The sequence below is a fragment of the Paracoccus sediminicola genome (genome assembly GCF_027912835.1).
In the GTDB taxonomy this organism is placed as follows: domain Bacteria; phylum Pseudomonadota; class Alphaproteobacteria; order Rhodobacterales; family Rhodobacteraceae; genus Paracoccus; species Paracoccus sediminicola.
The window spans coordinates 746,474-762,931 of record NZ_CP115768.1; the positions used below are offsets into that span (position 1 = coordinate 746,474).

General features: G+C 64.3%; 15 protein-coding genes. 7 read left to right on the top strand and 8 right to left on the bottom strand.

Annotated elements, in window-relative coordinates:
- The first annotated feature begins 16 nt into the window (after positions 1-16).
- Positions 17-1,330, top strand: a complete 1,314-nt coding sequence (miaB, locus tag PAF18_RS03680) for a tRNA (N6-isopentenyl adenosine(37)-C2)-methylthiotransferase MiaB (protein WP_271117282.1) — start codon at positions 17-19, stop codon at positions 1,328-1,330.
- Positions 1,330-1,662: a DMT family transporter gene (locus PAF18_RS03685; protein WP_271117283.1), complete on the top strand. Its 333-nt coding sequence runs from the start codon at positions 1,330-1,332 to the stop codon at positions 1,660-1,662. Before miaB ends, PAF18_RS03685 begins: the two co-directional genes overlap by 1 nt.
- A 69-nt stretch (positions 1,663-1,731) precedes the next feature.
- On the opposite strand, the gene PAF18_RS03690 is transcribed toward PAF18_RS03685, so the two are convergent.
- The 3 genes from PAF18_RS03690 to gatB all read right to left on the bottom strand — a co-directional run bounded on the left by PAF18_RS03690 (position 1,732) and on the right by gatB (position 4,258).
- Positions 1,732-2,196 (bottom strand): DUF4177 domain-containing protein, encoded by a 465-nt coding sequence (locus PAF18_RS03690; protein ID WP_271117284.1) that lies wholly within the window; start codon positions 2,194-2,196, stop codon positions 1,732-1,734.
- 62 nt (positions 2,197-2,258) lie between these two features.
- On the bottom strand, positions 2,259-2,747 hold the full coding sequence (locus PAF18_RS03695) for a hypothetical protein (RefSeq protein WP_271117285.1): 489 nt from the start codon (positions 2,745-2,747) through the stop codon (positions 2,259-2,261).
- A complete protein-coding gene (gatB, locus tag PAF18_RS03700) occupies positions 2,744-4,258 on the bottom strand; it encodes an Asp-tRNA(Asn)/Glu-tRNA(Gln) amidotransferase subunit GatB (protein ID WP_271117286.1) in 1,515 nt (504 codons plus the stop codon). Before gatB ends, PAF18_RS03695 begins: the two co-directional genes overlap by 4 nt.
- A gap of 196 nt (positions 4,259-4,454) precedes the next feature.
- Between gatB and PAF18_RS03705 the strand changes: the two genes are divergently transcribed.
- Positions 4,455-5,111: a lytic transglycosylase domain-containing protein gene (locus tag PAF18_RS03705; RefSeq protein WP_271117287.1), complete on the top strand. Its 657-nt coding sequence runs from the start codon at positions 4,455-4,457 to the stop codon at positions 5,109-5,111.
- Positions 5,112-5,162: 51 nt separating this feature from the next.
- Here the strand turns inward: PAF18_RS03705 and PAF18_RS03710 are convergent, their stop codons facing one another.
- The gene (locus PAF18_RS03710) at positions 5,163-6,545 is read right to left on the bottom strand and encodes a M20/M25/M40 family metallo-hydrolase (protein WP_271117288.1); all 1,383 of its coding nucleotides are present in this window, start codon (positions 6,543-6,545) and stop codon (positions 5,163-5,165) included.
- Positions 6,546-6,702: 157 nt separating this feature from the next.
- Between PAF18_RS03710 and hemA the strand changes: the two genes are divergently transcribed.
- Both hemA and PAF18_RS03720 read left to right on the top strand, forming a co-directional pair.
- On the top strand, positions 6,703-7,932 hold the full coding sequence (gene hemA, locus PAF18_RS03715) for a 5-aminolevulinate synthase (protein ID WP_271117289.1): 1,230 nt from the start codon (positions 6,703-6,705) through the stop codon (positions 7,930-7,932).
- Between the two features lie 113 nt (positions 7,933-8,045).
- Positions 8,046-9,338: a helix-turn-helix domain-containing protein gene (locus PAF18_RS03720; protein WP_271117290.1), complete on the top strand. Its 1,293-nt coding sequence runs from the start codon at positions 8,046-8,048 to the stop codon at positions 9,336-9,338.
- A 91-nt stretch (positions 9,339-9,429) separates the two neighbouring features.
- On the opposite strand, the gene PAF18_RS03725 is transcribed toward PAF18_RS03720, so the two are convergent.
- The 4 genes from PAF18_RS03725 to PAF18_RS03740 form a co-directional block, all read right to left on the bottom strand.
- A complete protein-coding gene (locus tag PAF18_RS03725; protein ID WP_271118048.1) occupies positions 9,430-10,119 on the bottom strand; it encodes a M48 family metallopeptidase in 690 nt (229 codons plus the stop codon).
- Positions 10,120-10,285: 166 nt separating this feature from the next.
- Positions 10,286-11,467, bottom strand: a complete 1,182-nt coding sequence (locus tag PAF18_RS03730; protein ID WP_271117291.1) for a vWA domain-containing protein — start codon at positions 11,465-11,467, stop codon at positions 10,286-10,288.
- Complete coding sequence (locus tag PAF18_RS03735) at positions 11,467-11,631, bottom strand: hypothetical protein (protein ID WP_271117292.1); 165 nt, start codon at positions 11,629-11,631, stop codon at positions 11,467-11,469. Before PAF18_RS03735 ends, PAF18_RS03730 begins: the two co-directional genes overlap by 1 nt.
- The gene (locus PAF18_RS03740; protein ID WP_271117293.1) at positions 11,628-13,325 is read right to left on the bottom strand and encodes an MORN repeat-containing protein; all 1,698 of its coding nucleotides are present in this window, start codon (positions 13,323-13,325) and stop codon (positions 11,628-11,630) included. The genes PAF18_RS03735 and PAF18_RS03740 overlap by 4 nt, the downstream gene beginning before the upstream one ends.
- A gap of 116 nt (positions 13,326-13,441) precedes the next feature.
- Between PAF18_RS03740 and PAF18_RS03745 the strand changes: the two genes are divergently transcribed.
- Together PAF18_RS03745 and PAF18_RS03750 are read left to right on the top strand one after the other, a co-directional pair.
- Complete coding sequence (locus PAF18_RS03745) at positions 13,442-15,112, top strand: NAD+ synthase (protein ID WP_271117294.1); 1,671 nt, start codon at positions 13,442-13,444, stop codon at positions 15,110-15,112.
- A gap of 272 nt (positions 15,113-15,384) precedes the next feature.
- Entirely contained in the window at positions 15,385-16,380 is a 996-nt protein-coding gene (locus PAF18_RS03750) for a carboxylesterase family protein (RefSeq protein ID WP_271117295.1), read from the top strand.
- The last annotated feature ends 78 nt before the right edge of the window (positions 16,381-16,458 follow it).

The window sequence follows — 16,458 nt, forward strand, 5'->3', positions numbered from 1 at the left end:
GCAAAGGATTCCCATCATGGCCGACCCAAAGAAGCTTTTCATCAAGACCTATGGCTGTCAGATGAATGTCTATGACAGCTCGCGCATGGCCGAGGCCATGGGCGCGGATGGCTATGTGCTGACCGAGGATCAGGCCGAGGCCGATATGGTGCTGCTGAACACCTGCCATATCCGCGAAAAGGCGGCTGAGAAGCTGTATTCCGATCTGGGCCGGCTGAAGCCGTTCAAGGCCGAAAAGCCGGATCTGAAAATCGCCGTTGCGGGCTGCGTGGCGCAGGCCGAGGGCGAAGAGATCGTGAACCGGATGCCTCTGGTCGATCTGGTGGTCGGGCCGCAAAGCTATCACAAGCTGCCCGCCATGGCCCGCGGCGAAGGCCCGCGCGTGCTGACCGAATTCCCCGAGGAAGACAAGTTCGACCATTTGCCAAAAGCCCGCGCCACGCGCCGCGCGCCGACGGCCTTCCTGACCGTGCAGGAGGGCTGCGACAAGTTCTGCGCCTTTTGCGTGGTGCCCTATACGCGCGGGGCCGAGGTCTCGCGCCCGGTCGAGCGGATCATCTCGGAGGCGCGGGATCTGGTTAGCCGCGGGGTTCGAGAGATCACCTTGCTCGGCCAGAACGTCAATGGCTGGCATGGGGCAGGGCCGGATGGGCGCGAATGGCAGTTCGGGCGGCTGATCCGGGCGGTTGCGGAAATCGACGGGCTGGACCGCATCCGCTACACCACCAGCCATCCCAACGACATGAGCGACGACCTGATCGAGGCGCATGGGGATGAGCCGAAGCTGATGCCCTATCTGCATCTGCCGGTGCAGTCCGGCAGCGACCGGGTGCTGAAGGCGATGAACCGTAAGCATACCGCCGACGCGTATCTGCGCCTCATCGAACGCATTCGTGCGGCCCGTCCCGACATCATGCTGACCTCGGATTTCATCGCCGGTTTCCCCGGCGAGACCGATCAGGATCACCGCGACACGCTGCGGCTGATCGAAGAGGTCGGCTATGGCAGTGCTTTCAGCTTCAAATATTCGCCCCGTCCCGGCACGCCCGCCGCAGGGCGCGAAGAGGTGCCGGGCGAAGTTGCTGATGCGCGCTTGCAGGAGTTGCAGGCGCTGCTGAGCCGCCAGCAAAAGGCCGCGCAGCACTCCATGGTGGGCCGCCGCCTTGGCGTGCTGTTCGAAAAGAAGGGCCGCGAGGCGGGGCAGATGGTCGGCAAATCGGATTACCTGCACTCGGTCTTCGTCGAGGCGCCCGATGCGAAGATCGGCGAGCTGGTCGAGGTCGAGATCACCCATTCCGCGCCGAATTCGCTGGCCGGGAGGCTGGTCTGATGCCGGTCTGGGCGTGGCTGATCGGCGCGGTCGGGCTTGAGGTGATCGGCACCACGGCGCTTCAGCAATCGGCGCAGTTCACCCGCACCATCCCGACTCTGGTCATGGCGGTGTGCTATGGGCTTTCGTTCTATGCGCTGTCGGTGGTGGTGCAGTCCATGCCGGTCGGCGTGATGTATGCGATCTGGTCCGGCGCCGGGATCGCGCTGATCTCGCTGATCGGCTGGGTGTTTCTGGGCCAGCAACTCGACACCCCGGCGGTGATCGGGATTGGCATGATTGCCGCCGGAGTCGTTGTCATCAACATGTTTTCGGGTGCCGGTCCGCATTGAGATCGGCGCGCGACGCCGCGACAATGACCGTCGCTCGCTGCCGGGCCGGGGCGCTGCGGAATCGCGGGATCAGCCCTTCTCGTCGGCCTTAACCGGCTCGGCGGGGCGCATCTTTTCGGAAAAGATCGGCGAGCCCGCTGCCGTTTTCTCATCCTTCGCCGGGACGGTCTTTGCCGTCGGCAGCGTCGTCTCGGGATCGCCCGCAGGCGGTGTCACCGGGGCGGGGCGAGGGCTGGTCGAGACCGGCGGGGCGTGGCGCTGCACATCGGTCGGCGCAGGCGAAACGCCGCGCGCCGCGGCGCTGGTCGGCCGGCGGAAGATCAGCAGGTTGTGGAACAGCGTGGTGCGCCCGGTCAGCCCGCTGCGCTCTTCCGAGGGCAGGGTTTCGGCGCGCAGATATTCCCAGCCATCGGCGGCCATCTTGTTGATCGCATCGCTCAGCGTCAGAGCATAGCGTTCCGCCGGATCCTTGGTGCCCTTGGCCTTTTCGCTGCGCATGGGGGCCGGAACGGCGCTGTATTCGTAATCCTGCATGGCTGTCCCCTGTTTCCTTGACAATTTCATAGGTCATGAAGCGGGGGAAAGGCCAGCCCCCGTCAGCCTTTGCCGCGACGATAGGACGGGAACCGCCCCCTTACCCATGTCCCGAACCACAGCCCGAGCGCGGTCTGGATCAGGCTGAGCGGCGCCAGATACAGCAGCGGATAGCCAATGAAGGCCAGCAGACGCTCTGGATCGAGGCTCAGCAGGTAACCTGACGGGGAAGGCCCTGCCGGATCGTTGCGCGACGGCCATGTCGCCAGGAGTGAGCCCATATACAGCACGACGCAGAGATAGATCGCCAGAAGCAGCAGGGTCATCAGCAGCCCGACCGGTCGGCGGGTCGCCCAGTCAGGTTGCGCAGGCAGCCGGCCCCGCCACCAGATCCCGGCAATCGCCGAAGCCGTGAAGGGGACGATCAGCAATGAGGGCAGGATCATCGCATCCGGCATGGTCAGGCCGAGCATGAAGGGCAGGCAAAACGCAAGGATTGCCGCCAGAAAAACACCAGCGACGCGCCACGCTCGCGGTGCGGCCCTGCTCATTCGCCCAGCTTTTGCGCAACCAGCTTGTTCACCGCAGCCGGGTTGGCCTTGCCGCCGGTGGCTTTCAGCACCTGGCCCACGAACCAGCCCGCCAGCTTCGGGTTCTGCTTGGCCTTCTCGACCTGTTGGGGGTTGGCGGCGATGATCTCGTCCACCACCTTCTCGATCTCGCCCAGATCGGTGACCTGCTTCATCCCGCGCGCCTCGACGATCTCGGCCGGGTCGCCGCCCTCGGTCCAGACGATCTCGAACAGTTCCTTGGCGATCTTGCCCGAGATGTCGCCCTTGGCGATCAGGTCGATGATGCCGCCAAGCTGATCGGCCGAAACGGGCGAGGTCTCGATGGTCAGGTCTTCCTTGTTCAGCCGCCCGAACAATTCGTTGATGACCCAGTTCGCCGCCGCCTTGCCGTCGCGGCCCTCGGCCAGTTTCTCGAAATAATCGGCATTCTCGACCTCGGCGGTCAGCACGCCCGCGTCATATTCGGACAGGCCCATTTCCTTGACGAAACGCGCCTTCTTGGCATCCGGCAGTTCCGGCATGTCGCTGGCGATGCCATCGACCCATTCCTGCTCGATCTCCAGCGGCAGCAGGTCGGGATCGGGGAAATAGCGGTAATCATGCGCCTCTTCCTTGCTGCGCATCGACCGCGTCTCGCCCTTGTCCGGGTCGTAAAGCCGGGTTTCCTGCACGATCTCTCCGCCATCCTCGATAATGGCGATCTGGCGGCGGGCCTCATATTCGATGGCCTGCTGGATGAAGCGCAGCGAGTTCATGTTCTTGATTTCGCAGCGCGTGCCGAGATGGCTGAAATCCTGCGTTTCCTGATATTTCTCGTAATCGCCCGGCTTGCAGACCGAGACATTCACATCGGCGCGCAGATTGCCGTTCTGCATATTGCCGTCGCAGGTGCCCAGATAGCGCAGGATCTGGCGCAGCTTGCTGACATAGGCCGCCGCTTCCTCGGGTCCGCGAATGTCGGGGCGGCTGACGATCTCCATCAGCGCCACGCCGGTGCGGTTGAAATCGACGAAGGACATGTTCGGGTCCATGTCGTGGATCGACTTGCCGGCATCCTGTTCCAGATGGATGCGTTCGATCCGCACGCGCCGCGCGACGCCCGGCCCCATATCGACGATGATTTCGCCCTCGCCGACGATGGGGTGGTAAAGCTGGCTGATCTGATAGCCCTGCGGCAGGTCGGGATAGAAATAATTCTTCCGGTCGAAGGCGCTGCGCAGATTGATCTCGGCCTTCAGCCCCAGCCCGGTCTTCACCGCCTGCGCCACGCAGAATTCATTGATGACCGGCAGCATCCCCGGCATCGCGCAATCGACGAAGGCGACATTGCTGTTCGGTTCGGCCCCGAATGTGGTCGAGGCGCCGGAAAACAGCTTGGCGTTCGAGGCGACCTGCGCGTGAACCTCCAGCCCGATGACCAGTTCCCAGTCCGAGCTGGCCCCGGCGATGCGCTTGGGTTCAGGCGTGGTGAATTCGAGATGGTCGAGCATGTGATCCGTCCTGTCTGGCTGCCCCGGTTTCTAGGACGGGCAGGCGGGGCGGGCAAGGGTTTGCGGGGAGATGCGCGCCCCGCGCCATGCATGGCGGTGCCGCAACGCTCCCGAAAGGTTGATGAACATGTTGGTTTGCCTGAGCCGCGGTTTCGGCTAGCGGAATCTCAGGTTAACAAAAACACAGACGGGACAGATGGGTAATATCCTGAGAATTGCGGTCGTGGCCGCCCTCGGCGTCACATTGGCCGCGTGCGACAGCGCCGAGATCGGTCGCGCGGCGGTCGAGGCACCGACGCTGGCCGCCGACAAGCCGGGTCTGGCCCGCCGTGCCATCGCGAAGCTGCCGGGGACCAAGCCGCTGCCCGCGATGCGCTGGGACGGCAAGCATAACAGCGCCGAATGGACCGAAGCGACGCTGGCCGCGCTGGATGCGGAAGGCGCGGTGCTGATGTCGCGCGTGCCCTCGGATATCGTGGAATATTGCCCCGCCTATGCCAGCCAGAGCCCCGAGAACCGCCGCGCCTTCTGGGCCGGGCTGCTGTCGGCGCTGGCCCGGCACGAAAGCAGCCATAACCCAAAGGCGAAGGGCGCGGGCGGGCGCTATCTCGGGCTGATGCAGATCTCTCCGGCGACGGCGCGGGGCTATGGCTGCGACGGCGCTCTGCTGAACGCCTCGGACAACATGTCCTGCGCGGTCAGGATCGCCGCGAAGCAGGTCGCCCGGGACAATGCGATTGCCCGCTCGGGCGGCGGCTGGCGCGGTGTGGCGCGGGACTGGGGTCCGATGCGCAGCAGCCGCAAGCGGGCCGAGATCGCCGCCTGGACAAGCAAGCAGGATTACTGCCGCTGAAAATGGCGCGATGGGGCGGGGCCGCGCAAACGGCCCGCGCCCCGCTGCGGATCAGCGCAGCGTGTCGAGAATGCGCGCCCAGCTTCGCGCGCCTTTAGCGAAGCTTTCGACATCGTATTTCTCGTTCGGTGAGTGGATGCGGTCGTCGTCGCGCCCGAAGCCGATCAGCATCGAATCCATGCCCAGCTCGCGCTTGAAATCCCCCGCGATCGGGATCGAGCCGCCCATCCCGATGAACACCGCCTCGCGGCCCCATTCCTCGGATAGCGCGGTCTTTGCCGCCTCGAAAGCCGGATCGGATGTGTCCATCACCGCCGCCGGAGAGCCGCCATGTTCGTGGAGCTCGGCCCGGCAATCTGCGGGCAGATGCGCCTGGATATGGGCGCGGAAGGCCTTGCGGATCGCCTCGGGGTCCTGGGTGCCGGTCAGCCGGAAGCTGACCTTGGCGCGCGCCTGTGCTGGCAGCACGGTCTTGAACCCGTCGCCGGTATAGCCGCCGCTGATGCCGTTGATCTCGGCGGTGGGCTGGTTCCAGACCATTTCCAGCGGCAACCGCCCCTTTTCGCCCGCCGGGTCTTTCAGCCCGACGCGCGAGAGGAATTCTTCCGCGTCGAAATTCAGCGCGTCCCAGTCGCGGCGCAGATCGTCGGACAGCTCTTCGACGCCATCATAGAAGCCGGGCAGGGTGACGCGCCCGTTCTCGTCCTTGAGCGCCGCGAGCGCGTTGCAGAGGATCTGGAGCGGATTCGCGGCCAGCCCGCCGAAGCTGCCCGAATGCAGGTCACGATCGGCGGCGTGGATGATGACTTCCTCGCCGACAAGGCCGCGAAGCTGCGTGGCGATGGCGGGGCGCCCATCCGAGGACATGCCGGTATCGCAGATCAGCGCCAGCGATTGCGACAACTCGTCACGGTTCGCCTCGAGGAAGGGGACGAGCGAGGGGGAACCGGATTCCTCCTCGCCTTCGAAGAGCAGGGTCAGGCTGCGCGGCAATTCTCCGTGCACCTGTTTCCATGCCCGGCAGGCCTCGACGAAGGTCATGAGCTGGCCCTTGTCATCCGAGGCGCCGCGCCCGCGGATCACCTGACCGTCGGCCGTTTCCTCGATGGCCGGCTCGAAGGGCGCTGCGTCCCAGAGCTCCAGCGGATCAGCCGGCTGCACGTCGTAATGGCCATAGAAAAGCAAAGTGCGTTCAGTGCCTTGCGGTGTCTTGGCCAACACCATCGGGTGCCCCTGCGTGTCCCGGATCTCGGCGTCGAAGCCGATCCGGGTCAGCTCGTCTCGCAACCACTCTGCCGCGGCGCGCACATCGCCGTCATGCGCCGGATCGGTCGAGATCGAGGGGATGCGCAGAAACCCCAGAAGCCGGTCGAGCGCCTGCGGCAGATCGGCGTCGAGCCGGGCGAGTATCTGGTCCAGTTTACCTTCGGTCATGGTCATCCTGACTGTTTCGCTAGGGGTATCCCCCGGAACACCAAGAGGGATTTTCAAGAATTTTGCCCTGTATCTTGCGGCGCTTGAGCCTTATCAAGGTGCTGTTCGCACGATTTGACATGATCGCCCCCCAGCAAGCAAGGCAAGGGACCCCGCGATGGACTATGATGCCGCTCTCGACCAGGCCATTGGCAGGCTGCATGACGAAGGACGCTACCGCACCTTTATCGACATCGAACGTCGCAAGGGCGCCTTCCCGAATGCCGTCTGGACCCGACCCGACGGGACCGAGCAGGACATCACCGTGTGGTGCGGCAACGACTATCTCGGCATGGGCCAGCACCCGGTCGTGCTGAACGCCATGCATGAGGCGCTGGATGCCACCGGCGCCGGTTCCGGCGGGACGCGCAATATCTCGGGGACCACGATCTATCACAAGCGGCTCGAGGCCGAGCTGTCCGACCTGCACGGCAAACAGGCCGCGCTGGTGTTTTCCTCGGCCTATATCGCCAATGACGCCACGCTCTCGACGCTGCGGCGGCTGTTTCCGGGGCTGATCATCTATTCCGACGCGCTGAACCATGCCTCGATGATCGAGGGGATCAAGCGCTTCGACGGCGCCAAGCGGATCTTCTGCCATAACGACGTGGAACATCTGCGCGCGTTGCTCGAGGCCGACGATCCGGATGCGCCCAAGCTGATCGCCTTCGAATCGATCTATTCGATGGATGGCGATTTCGGCCGCATTGCCGAGATCTGCGATCTGGCCGACGAATTCGGCGCTCTGACCTATCTGGACGAGGTTCACGCGGTCGGCATGTATGGGCCGCGCGGCGGCGGTGTCGCCGAACGGGACGGGCTGACCGACCGCATCGACCTGATCAACGGCACGCTCGGCAAGGCTTTCGGCGTGTTCGGCGGCTATATCGCCGCGAGCGCGAAGATGGTCGATGCGATTCGCTCCTACGCGCCCGGTTTCATCTTTACAACTTCACTGCCGCCCGCGGTGGCGGCAGGGGCGGCGGCCTCGATCGCCTTCCTGAAAACCGAGGCTGGTCAAGAGCTTCGCGACATGCAGCAGCTTCATGCCCGCATTCTCAAGATGCGGCTCAAGGGGCTGGGGATGCCGATCATCGATCATGGCAGCCATATCGTGCCGGTCCATGTCGGCAACCCGGTCCATTGCAAGGCGCTTTCGGACATGCTGCTGAACGATTTCGGCGTGTATGTGCAGCCGATCAACTTCCCCACCGTGCCGCGCGGCACGGAAAGGCTGCGTTTCACGCCCTCACCGGTCCACAGCCCCGACCAGATCGAGGCGCTGGTGCGCGGGATGGATGCGCTCTGGTCACAATGCGAACTGAATCGCTCGGTCGCGGTGGCGTGAACCGGCTTGCGGGGTGATCCCCTCTCGCCTCTGTGATAACCTTGTCTTAATCAACCGATGCAAAGTTGCGATTCGCGCGACGTGCTACGAGCAGGAAGTATAGGACAGGCGTTATGATCGGGCTGAAGGCAAAGGCTACGCCACAGCATGATGGCGCTGCACCTGAGGGTGACGGCGGTTTCGATGATTTCGAGACACGCCTCGGCGATCTGATGCGGGGCGAACGGGCGACCCTCGGGAAGTCGCTTCTGGATGTGCAGCGCGAACTGCGGATCCGGGCCAGCTATATCGCCGCGATCGAGAATTGCGATGTCTCGGCCTTCGATGCGCCCAGCTTCATTTCTGGCTATGTCCGTTCCTATGCGCGCTATCTCAAGATGGACCCGGACTGGGTCTTTGCCCGGTTCTGCGCCGAATCGGGGTTCGAGCCGACGCATGGCATGTCGCCCATCGCGTCCGGCCCCAAGCCGCAGCGCCGCCCCGCCGATCCGGCCGAGGCGCTGGCCAATCCTCATGCGATCTTCATCCCCCAGCCAGAGCCGTTCTGGTCCTCGGTCGAGCCGCGTGCCATCGGGTCGGTCATGGTGCTGGTCGCGCTTGTCGCCGGGCTCGGCTATGGCGGATGGTCGGTGTTGCAGGAATTGCAGAAGGTGAACCTGACGCCGGGCGATCAGCCGCCGGGCGTGACCGCCTCGCTGGATCCGGCTGAGACTGCGTCGCAGCCCGCCATGGAAGAGGTGGACGACCTTGCCGTCAATCTTCCGCAGCCCGACGGAATCGACCGCATATATCGCCCGCAAGTGCTTGAAATTCCGGTGCTGACGGCGCGGGACGGACCCATCGCCGCGATAGATCCCGAACTGCCCGCGCCGCAGGACATCGCCGCCGCGACCCCCAGCGATGCCGGCAGCAGCAATGCCGTCGCCGCCGCGCCCGATGCGCCGCGCGACATGGTGCAGGCGATGGATTACGGCCCGCAGCTGCCAGAGGATCAGCTTGCCGTCCGCACCGTCGCCCCCGATGCACCCGAGCTTGAACTTATGGCGGTGCGCCCGGCCTGGGTGCGCGTGACCTCGGCCGATGGCACGGTGCTGCTGGAAAAGACCATGGATGCGGGTGAGCGTTTTGCCATGCCCAAGCTGGAAGCCCCCCCGATCCTGCGCGCGGGCAATTCCGGCGCGGTGTATTTCTCGGTGAATGGGCGGACCTATGGCCCCGCAGCGCCGGGCGCGCAGGTGGTGAAAAATCTCGAATTGTCGCCGGCCAATCTGACGGCGCGCTATGCCTTTGCCGATCTCAGCCAGGATGACGATCTGCGCGAGATGATCTCTGTGGCCTCTGCCGATCCGGCGATGATCGCGTCCGAGACAGGCGATGCACAGCCGGTGCCGCTCGGTCAGGACTGACGCGGGCCCTCTGACGGTTCTGTCGCGTCGCTGACCGGCGTCATCGCCAGCGAGGCCCCGACGCCGCAGAACGGGCGCGCGCCCTGCCTGCTCAACCGATCTCGCCCCATCTTCGCTGATTGGCGCGGATCGCCGCGATGCGCTTGTCGGTGACCGGATGCGACAAAAGCCAGGCTGGCATCCCGGCTGCGCGCCCGCCAGCAAGCCTGTCCAGCTTTTCGAACAGGCTCACCTGCGGGGCCGAGCCGATCCCGGCGCGGATCATCAGCGCGGTGGCGAAGCGGTCGGCCTCGAACTCGTCGCCCTGAGACAGCCGCGCCGCCACCGCCATCGTCACCAGATTGACCAGCCACGGCCCGATAAACGGGATGAAGCGCCCCACAACCCCGATCAGCACCGTGCGCAGCACGTTTTGCCCGGCGAAATCGATCATCCGCCGCCGCGTATGGCCATGGGCGACATGGCCCAGCTCATGCGCGACGACGCTGGCGATTTCCTCGGGCGTGACCTCTCCGGCATCCATCCGGTCGATGAAACCGCGGGTCACAAAGATCCGCCCATCCGGCGCCGCCAGCCCGTTGATCGTCGGGATCTCATAGATCTGCGCCTTGATGCGCGGCAAATCCATCGCCGCGCCGAGCCGGTCGAGAAGCGGGTTCAGCCTGGCGTGGTTCATCGGCGTCGAGCGCTCGGCCAGCTCGCGCTTCAGCCGCCAGCTCGAAAAGAACCACATCGCGGCGGTATAGGCGATAATCAGCAGCAGGGGCAGGAATTTGAGCATGGCCAAGATGTGGGCCACGGCCTGCCGCGGATCAAGGCTTTTCATCCAGAGCGGGGCGCATGATGCATCCGCCGGGAGGAAGGTATTTTTACACCGAAGAGGGGCGGTGTGCGGCCTGTGGTATCTTCGGTGGTCAAATACCTATTGGCGGAGATACCGGTGCGGCCTATCCCAGGACGCGCATCGCGCGGGTCAGCCCGTCCAGCGTCAGCGGCATCATCCGGTTCTCGAAGATTTCCTCGATCATCCCGATCGAGCGGGTATAGCGCCAGTGTTGTTCCCGCACCGGGTTCAGCCAGACATGATCGGGCCAGGTCTCGGCCGCGCGTTGCAGCCATAGCGCGCCGGGTTCCTCGTTCCAGTGCTCATTCGCGCCGCCCGGCATGGCGACCTCATAGGGCGACATCGAGGCATCCCCGACGAAGATGCATTTATAATCGCGCCCGTAGCGGTGGAGAATGTCCCAGGTCGGGGTGGTTTCGGTCCAGCGACGACGCGAGTCCTTCCAGACGGCTTCATAGAGGCAGTTATGGAAGAAGAAATGTTCCATGTGCTTGAACTCGGCGCGGGCGGCGCTGAACAGCTCGTCCACCACCCTTATATGGTCGTCCATCGAGCCGCCAACATCCAGAAACAGCAGCACCTTCACCGCGTTGCGCCGCTCGGGCCGGGTCTTCACGTCGATATAGCCGTGATCGGCGGTGGCGCGGATCGTGGCGGGCAGGTCCAGCTCATCCGCCGCGCCGTGCCGCGCCCATTGCCGTAGCCGTTTCAGCGCCACCTTGATATTGCGCGTGCCCAGTTCGACGCTGTCGTCGAAGTCGCGGAACTCGCGCTTGTCCCAGACCTTCACCGCCCGGCGATGGCGCGATTCATGCTGGCCGATGCGCACCCCCTCGGGGTTATAGCCGTAAGCGCCGAAGGGCGATGTGCCCGCCGTGCCGATCCATTTATTGCCGCCCTGATGGCGCGATTGCTGCTCGGCAAGCCGTTCGCGCAGCTTTTCCATCAGCGCCTCGAAGCTGCCGGTCTTTTCGATCTCGGCCTTCTCGGCGTCGGTGAGCAGCTTTTCGGCCATTTTCTCCAGCCATTCACGCGGCAACTCGACCTGTTCGAGCAGCGCCTCGACCGGGACCGCCTCGACGCCGGAAAACGCTTCGGCGAAGGCGCGGTCGAAACGGTCGATATGACGCTCATCCTTGACCAGACAAAGCCGCGCGAAGTGATAGAACTCGTCCGGGTTCGTCCCGGCCACCCCGGCCTGCAACCCGCCCAGCAGGTCGAGATATTCCCGCAGGCTGACCGGCACGCCGTGGCGGCGCAGGCTGTCGAGAAAAGGGCGGAACATCAGGCCAGACGTTCGATAACGAGCGTGGCAAACAGCCCGAGCAGAGAGAAGATCATCAGATGGGCGATGGCCCATTGCCAGCGATCCTTGCGGTTGCCGCCAGCCTTGCCGGCGCGGTGCCAGCCAAGCGCGAAGCCGATGATGGCGCAGGCGATGACGATCATTCCGGGTCTTCCTCTTCGGGTTGGGTGGCGGTGCCCGGGGCGGGCTGCGACGGGGCGGTGGTCGTCGCATCGACATTCTCGGCCGATTCGGGTTGGGCTGCGCCGGCGCCTGCGTCGTCGCTTTGCTGCGCCGCTGCCTCGGTGGCCGGGGCAGCGGGCTGTGCCGCCTCATCCGGCAGATCCGGGGTCAGGATCTCCATCTCGGGGGCGTCTTCGGGCGCTTGCGCTGCCTCGCCTGCGCCGCCATCCGTTCCGGCGGCGGGCTGTGGCGCGGGGCCCTCGGTCGAGACGGGCCCAGAGTCGGTCAGCCGGTTTTCGTCCCATTGGCCCGAGGCGACCTGGCCGGTGGCATAGCGCATCACCCCCTGGCCCTGCCGCTTCCCGGCGACGAAATTGCCGGTATAGCTGTCGCCGGTCGCATAGGTGGCCACGCCCTCGCCGTCGATCTCGCCATCTTTCCAGCCACCTTCATAGATGAAGCCGTCCGGGGTGGTCAGCTTGCCCTGTCCGGCGCGCAGCCCGTCCGAGAACTGGCCGGTATAGACCGTGCCATCGGGATAGGTGGCCTGGCCGCGCCCGTCGCGCTGGCCGTCCTTCCACTCGCCGTTATAGACATAGCCGTCCGGATAGGTCATGCGGCCCTGGCCTTCGATCCGGGCGTCGCGGAAGCTGCCCTCATAGACCATGCCATTGGCATATTCGGCGCGGCCCTGTCCCTGGATGACGCCGTTTTCCCAGTCGCCCTCATATGTGGCGCCGTCGGGATAGGTGATCCGGCCGCGCCCGTCGGGCTGGTCGGCGGCCATCCGGCCCTCATAGACCGAGCCGTCGGGATAGGTGATGCGGCCCTCGCCCTGCATCTGACCATCCGCCCATTGCCCTGTATAGACATAGCCATCCGTGCCGGTGAAGCTGCCGGTGCCGTGGCGCTTGTCGTTCCGGAACTGGCCCTCATAGACATCGCCATTGGCATAGGTCGCGATGCCTTCGCCCTCGCGCTTGCCGCCGCGCATCTCGCCTTCGTAGCGGTCGCCCGATTGCTGGGTCAGCGCACCCCGGCCCGACATCTGCCCGGCCTCCCAGACGCCGTCATAGACCAGCCCGTCCGGCATGGTCAGCTTGCCCCGCCCGGCGCGTTGCCCGGCGAGCATCTGGCCCTCATAGACCGCGCCGTCCGGATAGGTGATCCGGCCCTGACCTTCCTTGACGCCATTCACCCAGTCTCCGGCATAGCGGTAGCCGTTCGGCTGGGTCAGCACGCCCTCGCCGTGATGCATGGCGTTCTGGAACCCGCCCTCGTAACGGGCGCCATTGGCATATTCCGCAACGCCCGCGCCGGTGATCTGGCCCTCGACCCACTCACCCTCATAGCTGCCGCCATCGGCATAGGTGATCTTGCCGCTGCCATGGGGCTTGCCCGCCGCGAAGCTGCCTTCATAGACCGAGCCATTGGGAAAGCGCGCGCGGCCTTGTCCCATGATCTGACCCTCGACCCAGTCGCCTTCATATTCATAGCCCGAGGGCAGGGTGTATTTGCCCCGGCCATGCTGGAGCCCGCCGCGGAACGTGCCCTCATAGACGCCGCCATCGTCATATTGCTTGGTCACGATGTTCTGCTGTGCCGATTGCACATTATCCTGCGCCATCACCGGCGCCGCCACCGCCAGAGCCAACGCTGCGAAAGCTGCCTTCATGCCCGTCTCCGTTCTTTGCCACCCGTGTAGCCGATGCGGAACCGTTGCGCAAAGCCTGCCGTTCACCTTCGCCGCGCGCTGCGCTAAGGCTGGCGCAGCGATAACGAGGGACCGACATGACCGACAGCATCCGCATCACACTGGCCCAGCTGAACCCGACGCTGGGGGATCTGGAGGGCAACGCCGCCAAGGCCCGCTCTGCCTGGAAAAAGGGCAGGGAGGCCGGCGCCGCCTATGTCGCGCTGCCCGAGATGTTCATCACCGGCTATCAGACCCAGGATCTGGTGCTGAAGAACGGCTTTGTCGATGCCGCCGTCGCCCAGGTCGAGGCTCTGGCGCGCGAATGCGCCGATGGCCCGGCGCTTGGCATAGGCACGCCCTGGCGGTCCGAGGGCAAGCTGTATAACGCCTATTTCGTGCTCAAGGGCGGCGAGATCGTGGCGCGTGTGCTGAAGCACGATCTGCCCCATAAGCAGCTTTTCGACGAGATGCGGCTCTTTGATTCCGGTCCGGTCTCGGGCCCCTATGTGATCGATGGCGTGCGGATCGGCTCGCCCATCTGCGAGGATAGCTGGTGGCCCGAAGTGGCGGAAACGCTGGAGGAGTCCGGGGCCGAGATCCTCGTTGTGCCGAACGGCTCGCCCTATCACCGCAGCAAGCTGGATCTGCGGATGCGGCATATGGTCGCCCGCGTGGTCGAGAACCGGTTGCCGCTCGCCTATCTGAACTCGGTCGGCGGTCAGGACGACCAGATCTATGACGGGGCCAGTTTCGTGCTGAATCCCGGCCCCGATGGCGGGGCGGAAAAGACCGTGCAATTGCCGCCCTTCGACGAGGTGATCGAGCATATCGACTTCGCCCGCACCGAGCGGGGCTGGCGGGCGAAGCCGGGTCGGATGGATGATCAGCCCGGTGAATGGGAACAGGATTACCGCGCCATGATGACCGGCCTGCGCGACTATCTGCGCAAGAACGGCTTCCGCAAGGTGCTGCTTGGCATGTCCGGCGGCATCGATTCGGCGCTTGTCGCGACCATCGCCGCCGATGCGGTCGGTCCCGAAAATGTGCGCTGCGTGATGCTGCCCTCGGAATATACCTCGCAGACCAGCCTTGACGATGCCGCCGATTGCGCCACCCGGCTTGGCGTGCGGCTGGATACGGTGAAGATCGACGGCGCGCGCGATGCGGTATCCGACGCGCTCGCCCATCTGATGGAGGGCACGACGCCCGACGTGACCGAGGAAAACATCCAGTCCCGGCTGCGCGGGCTGATGCTGATGGCGATTTCCAACAAATTCGGGGAAATGCTGCTGACCACCGGCAATAAATCCGAGGTCGCGGTGGGTTATGCGACGATCTATGGCGACATGGCGGGTGGCTATAACCCGATCAAGGATCTGTACAAGACCCGCGTGTTCGAGACCTGCCGCTGGCGCAACGAGAACCATCGCGGCTGGATGATGGGTAGGACCGGAGAGGTCATCCCGCCCCGGATCATTTCAAAACCCCCAAGCGCCGAACTGCGCCCCGACCAGAAGGACAGCGATTCCCTGCCGCCCTATGACGTGCTGGACCAGATCCTGTTCGGTCTGGTCGAAGAGGATCTGTCGCTGAAAGAGCTGGTCGCGCGCGGCTTTGACGTCGAGACGGTGAAGAAGGTCGAAAAGCTGCTGTATCAGAGCGAATGGAAACGCTATCAGGCCGCGCCGGGGCCGCGCATCTCGACCAAGGCCTTCTGGCTGGACCGCCGCTATCCTCTGGTGAACCGCTGGCGGGATGAGTTATAGACAGGGACGCTAACGGAGCAATGTCACGCTGGTCCATCTTTGTTGTCCGCGGCATGCGGCATCATCTTGCGTCGGCATGATTGGGGCGTGGCCCAAGTTCTGCATGACCGCCAGATATCCGACGAAAGACCCTGAAACGAGTTTCATCCCGTTGCCGGGGCAGGCGTCTGCGCGTTGTCTGAAGCTTCCCTGTGCACGCGGTTTCTTGTGATGCGCGCCCTACTATGCATGAGTTGGCGGTGATTCCAGAACCAGTTCGGATGGTGAAAGTTATGAAACAGACCATGAGCGTCGCGATCCGCGCAATTATTCGTAAGCGCGGTCCCGCAGCGGCAGCGATCCTGTCCCTGATCGGCGGCGGTGCTGCGTTTGGGCAGGAATTTTCGATGTCGGGGCCACCCTCGGGCGGTGCCATAGACAAAAGCGGGGATGAGGCGCTTCAGGCCCTCATCCAGGACGTGGCCCCTGATTTCAAGCAGCTCGAATATATGGATGAGGAAACCGGCCTGACGCTCCCCTATAATCTCTTTGTGCCTGAAGGCGTGTCGGAGGGCGAAGCGCTTCCCCTCGTTTACTTCATCGCTGATGCGAGCGTGGTGGGACAGCAGGTAACCGCGCCGCTGGAACAGGGCTATGGCGGGCTGATCTGGGCCAGCGATGCGATGCAGGACGAACACCCGGCCATCGTACTGGTCCCTGAATTTCCCGAAGTCATCATAGACGATCACGACGGGTTTCAGCGTTCGGATTATGTCGGTGTCGCGGAACGGCTTGTTCGCTCTGTCGCGGCCGATCAGGGTGCCGACACCGATCGGATCTATGCAACCGGTCAGTCGATGGGGTGCATGACGCTGATGTATCTCAGCGCAGAAAACCCGGATCTCTTTGCGGCAGAGATGTTCGTATCAGGGCAATGGGATCCGGCAGAACTGACCGGGCTGGCCGATGAAACCTTCTTCTATATCGTTGCTGCTGGCGATCCCAAGGCGTCGGCGGGTCAGGCCGAGCTGCGAACGGCACTTCAGACGGATGGTGTATCTGTCAGCTCGGCCGAGTGGGACGCGGACTGGTCTCAGGAAGAGTTGTCACAGGCCACGGAGGAACTGGTGTCGCAGGGCAGCCGCCTCAACTTTGTTACCTTTACCGAAGGAAGTGTCATGCCCGAAGGGGTCGCCACACCAGAGAATGCGGGCGAACATATGTATTCCTTCGATCCCGCCTATCGTATCGACGCGGTTCGGGATTGGTTGTTCGCCCAGTCGAAATAGGCGCCGCTTTGCGCTTTCCGGTCGGGTTTTGCGGATGGCAATAACCGGCTGGTGGCGCGCGGGACGGTGCGTTCTGCG

Bases quoted from the DNA above. Each gene is read 5' to 3' on its own strand.
- miaB (WP_271117282.1), top strand. From the start codon at position 17: ATGGCCGACCCAAAGAAGCTTTTCATCAAGACCTATGGCTGTCAGATG.
- PAF18_RS03685 (WP_271117283.1), top strand. From the start codon at position 1,330: ATGCCGGTCTGGGCGTGGCTGATCGGCGCGGTCGGGCTTGAGGTGATC.
- PAF18_RS03690 (WP_271117284.1), bottom strand. From the start codon at position 2,196: ATGCAGGATTACGAATACAGCGCCGTTCCGGCCCCCATGCGCAGCGAA.
- PAF18_RS03695 (WP_271117285.1), bottom strand. From the start codon at position 2,747: ATGAGCAGGGCCGCACCGCGAGCGTGGCGCGTCGCTGGTGTTTTTCTG.
- gatB (WP_271117286.1), bottom strand. From the start codon at position 4,258: ATGCTCGACCATCTCGAATTCACCACGCCTGAACCCAAGCGCATCGCC.
- PAF18_RS03705 (WP_271117287.1), top strand. From the start codon at position 4,455: ATGGGTAATATCCTGAGAATTGCGGTCGTGGCCGCCCTCGGCGTCACA.
- PAF18_RS03710 (WP_271117288.1), bottom strand. From the start codon at position 6,545: ATGACCGAAGGTAAACTGGACCAGATACTCGCCCGGCTCGACGCCGAT.
- hemA (WP_271117289.1), top strand. From the start codon at position 6,703: ATGGACTATGATGCCGCTCTCGACCAGGCCATTGGCAGGCTGCATGAC.
- PAF18_RS03720 (WP_271117290.1), top strand. From the start codon at position 8,046: ATGATCGGGCTGAAGGCAAAGGCTACGCCACAGCATGATGGCGCTGCA.
- PAF18_RS03725 (WP_271118048.1), bottom strand. From the start codon at position 10,119: ATGCTCAAATTCCTGCCCCTGCTGCTGATTATCGCCTATACCGCCGCG.
- PAF18_RS03730 (WP_271117291.1), bottom strand. From the start codon at position 11,467: ATGTTCCGCCCTTTTCTCGACAGCCTGCGCCGCCACGGCGTGCCGGTC.
- PAF18_RS03735 (WP_271117292.1), bottom strand. From the start codon at position 11,631: ATGATCGTCATCGCCTGCGCCATCATCGGCTTCGCGCTTGGCTGGCAC.
- PAF18_RS03740 (WP_271117293.1), bottom strand. From the start codon at position 13,325: ATGAAGGCAGCTTTCGCAGCGTTGGCTCTGGCGGTGGCGGCGCCGGTG.
- PAF18_RS03745 (WP_271117294.1), top strand. From the start codon at position 13,442: ATGACCGACAGCATCCGCATCACACTGGCCCAGCTGAACCCGACGCTG.
- PAF18_RS03750 (WP_271117295.1), top strand. From the start codon at position 15,385: ATGAAACAGACCATGAGCGTCGCGATCCGCGCAATTATTCGTAAGCGC.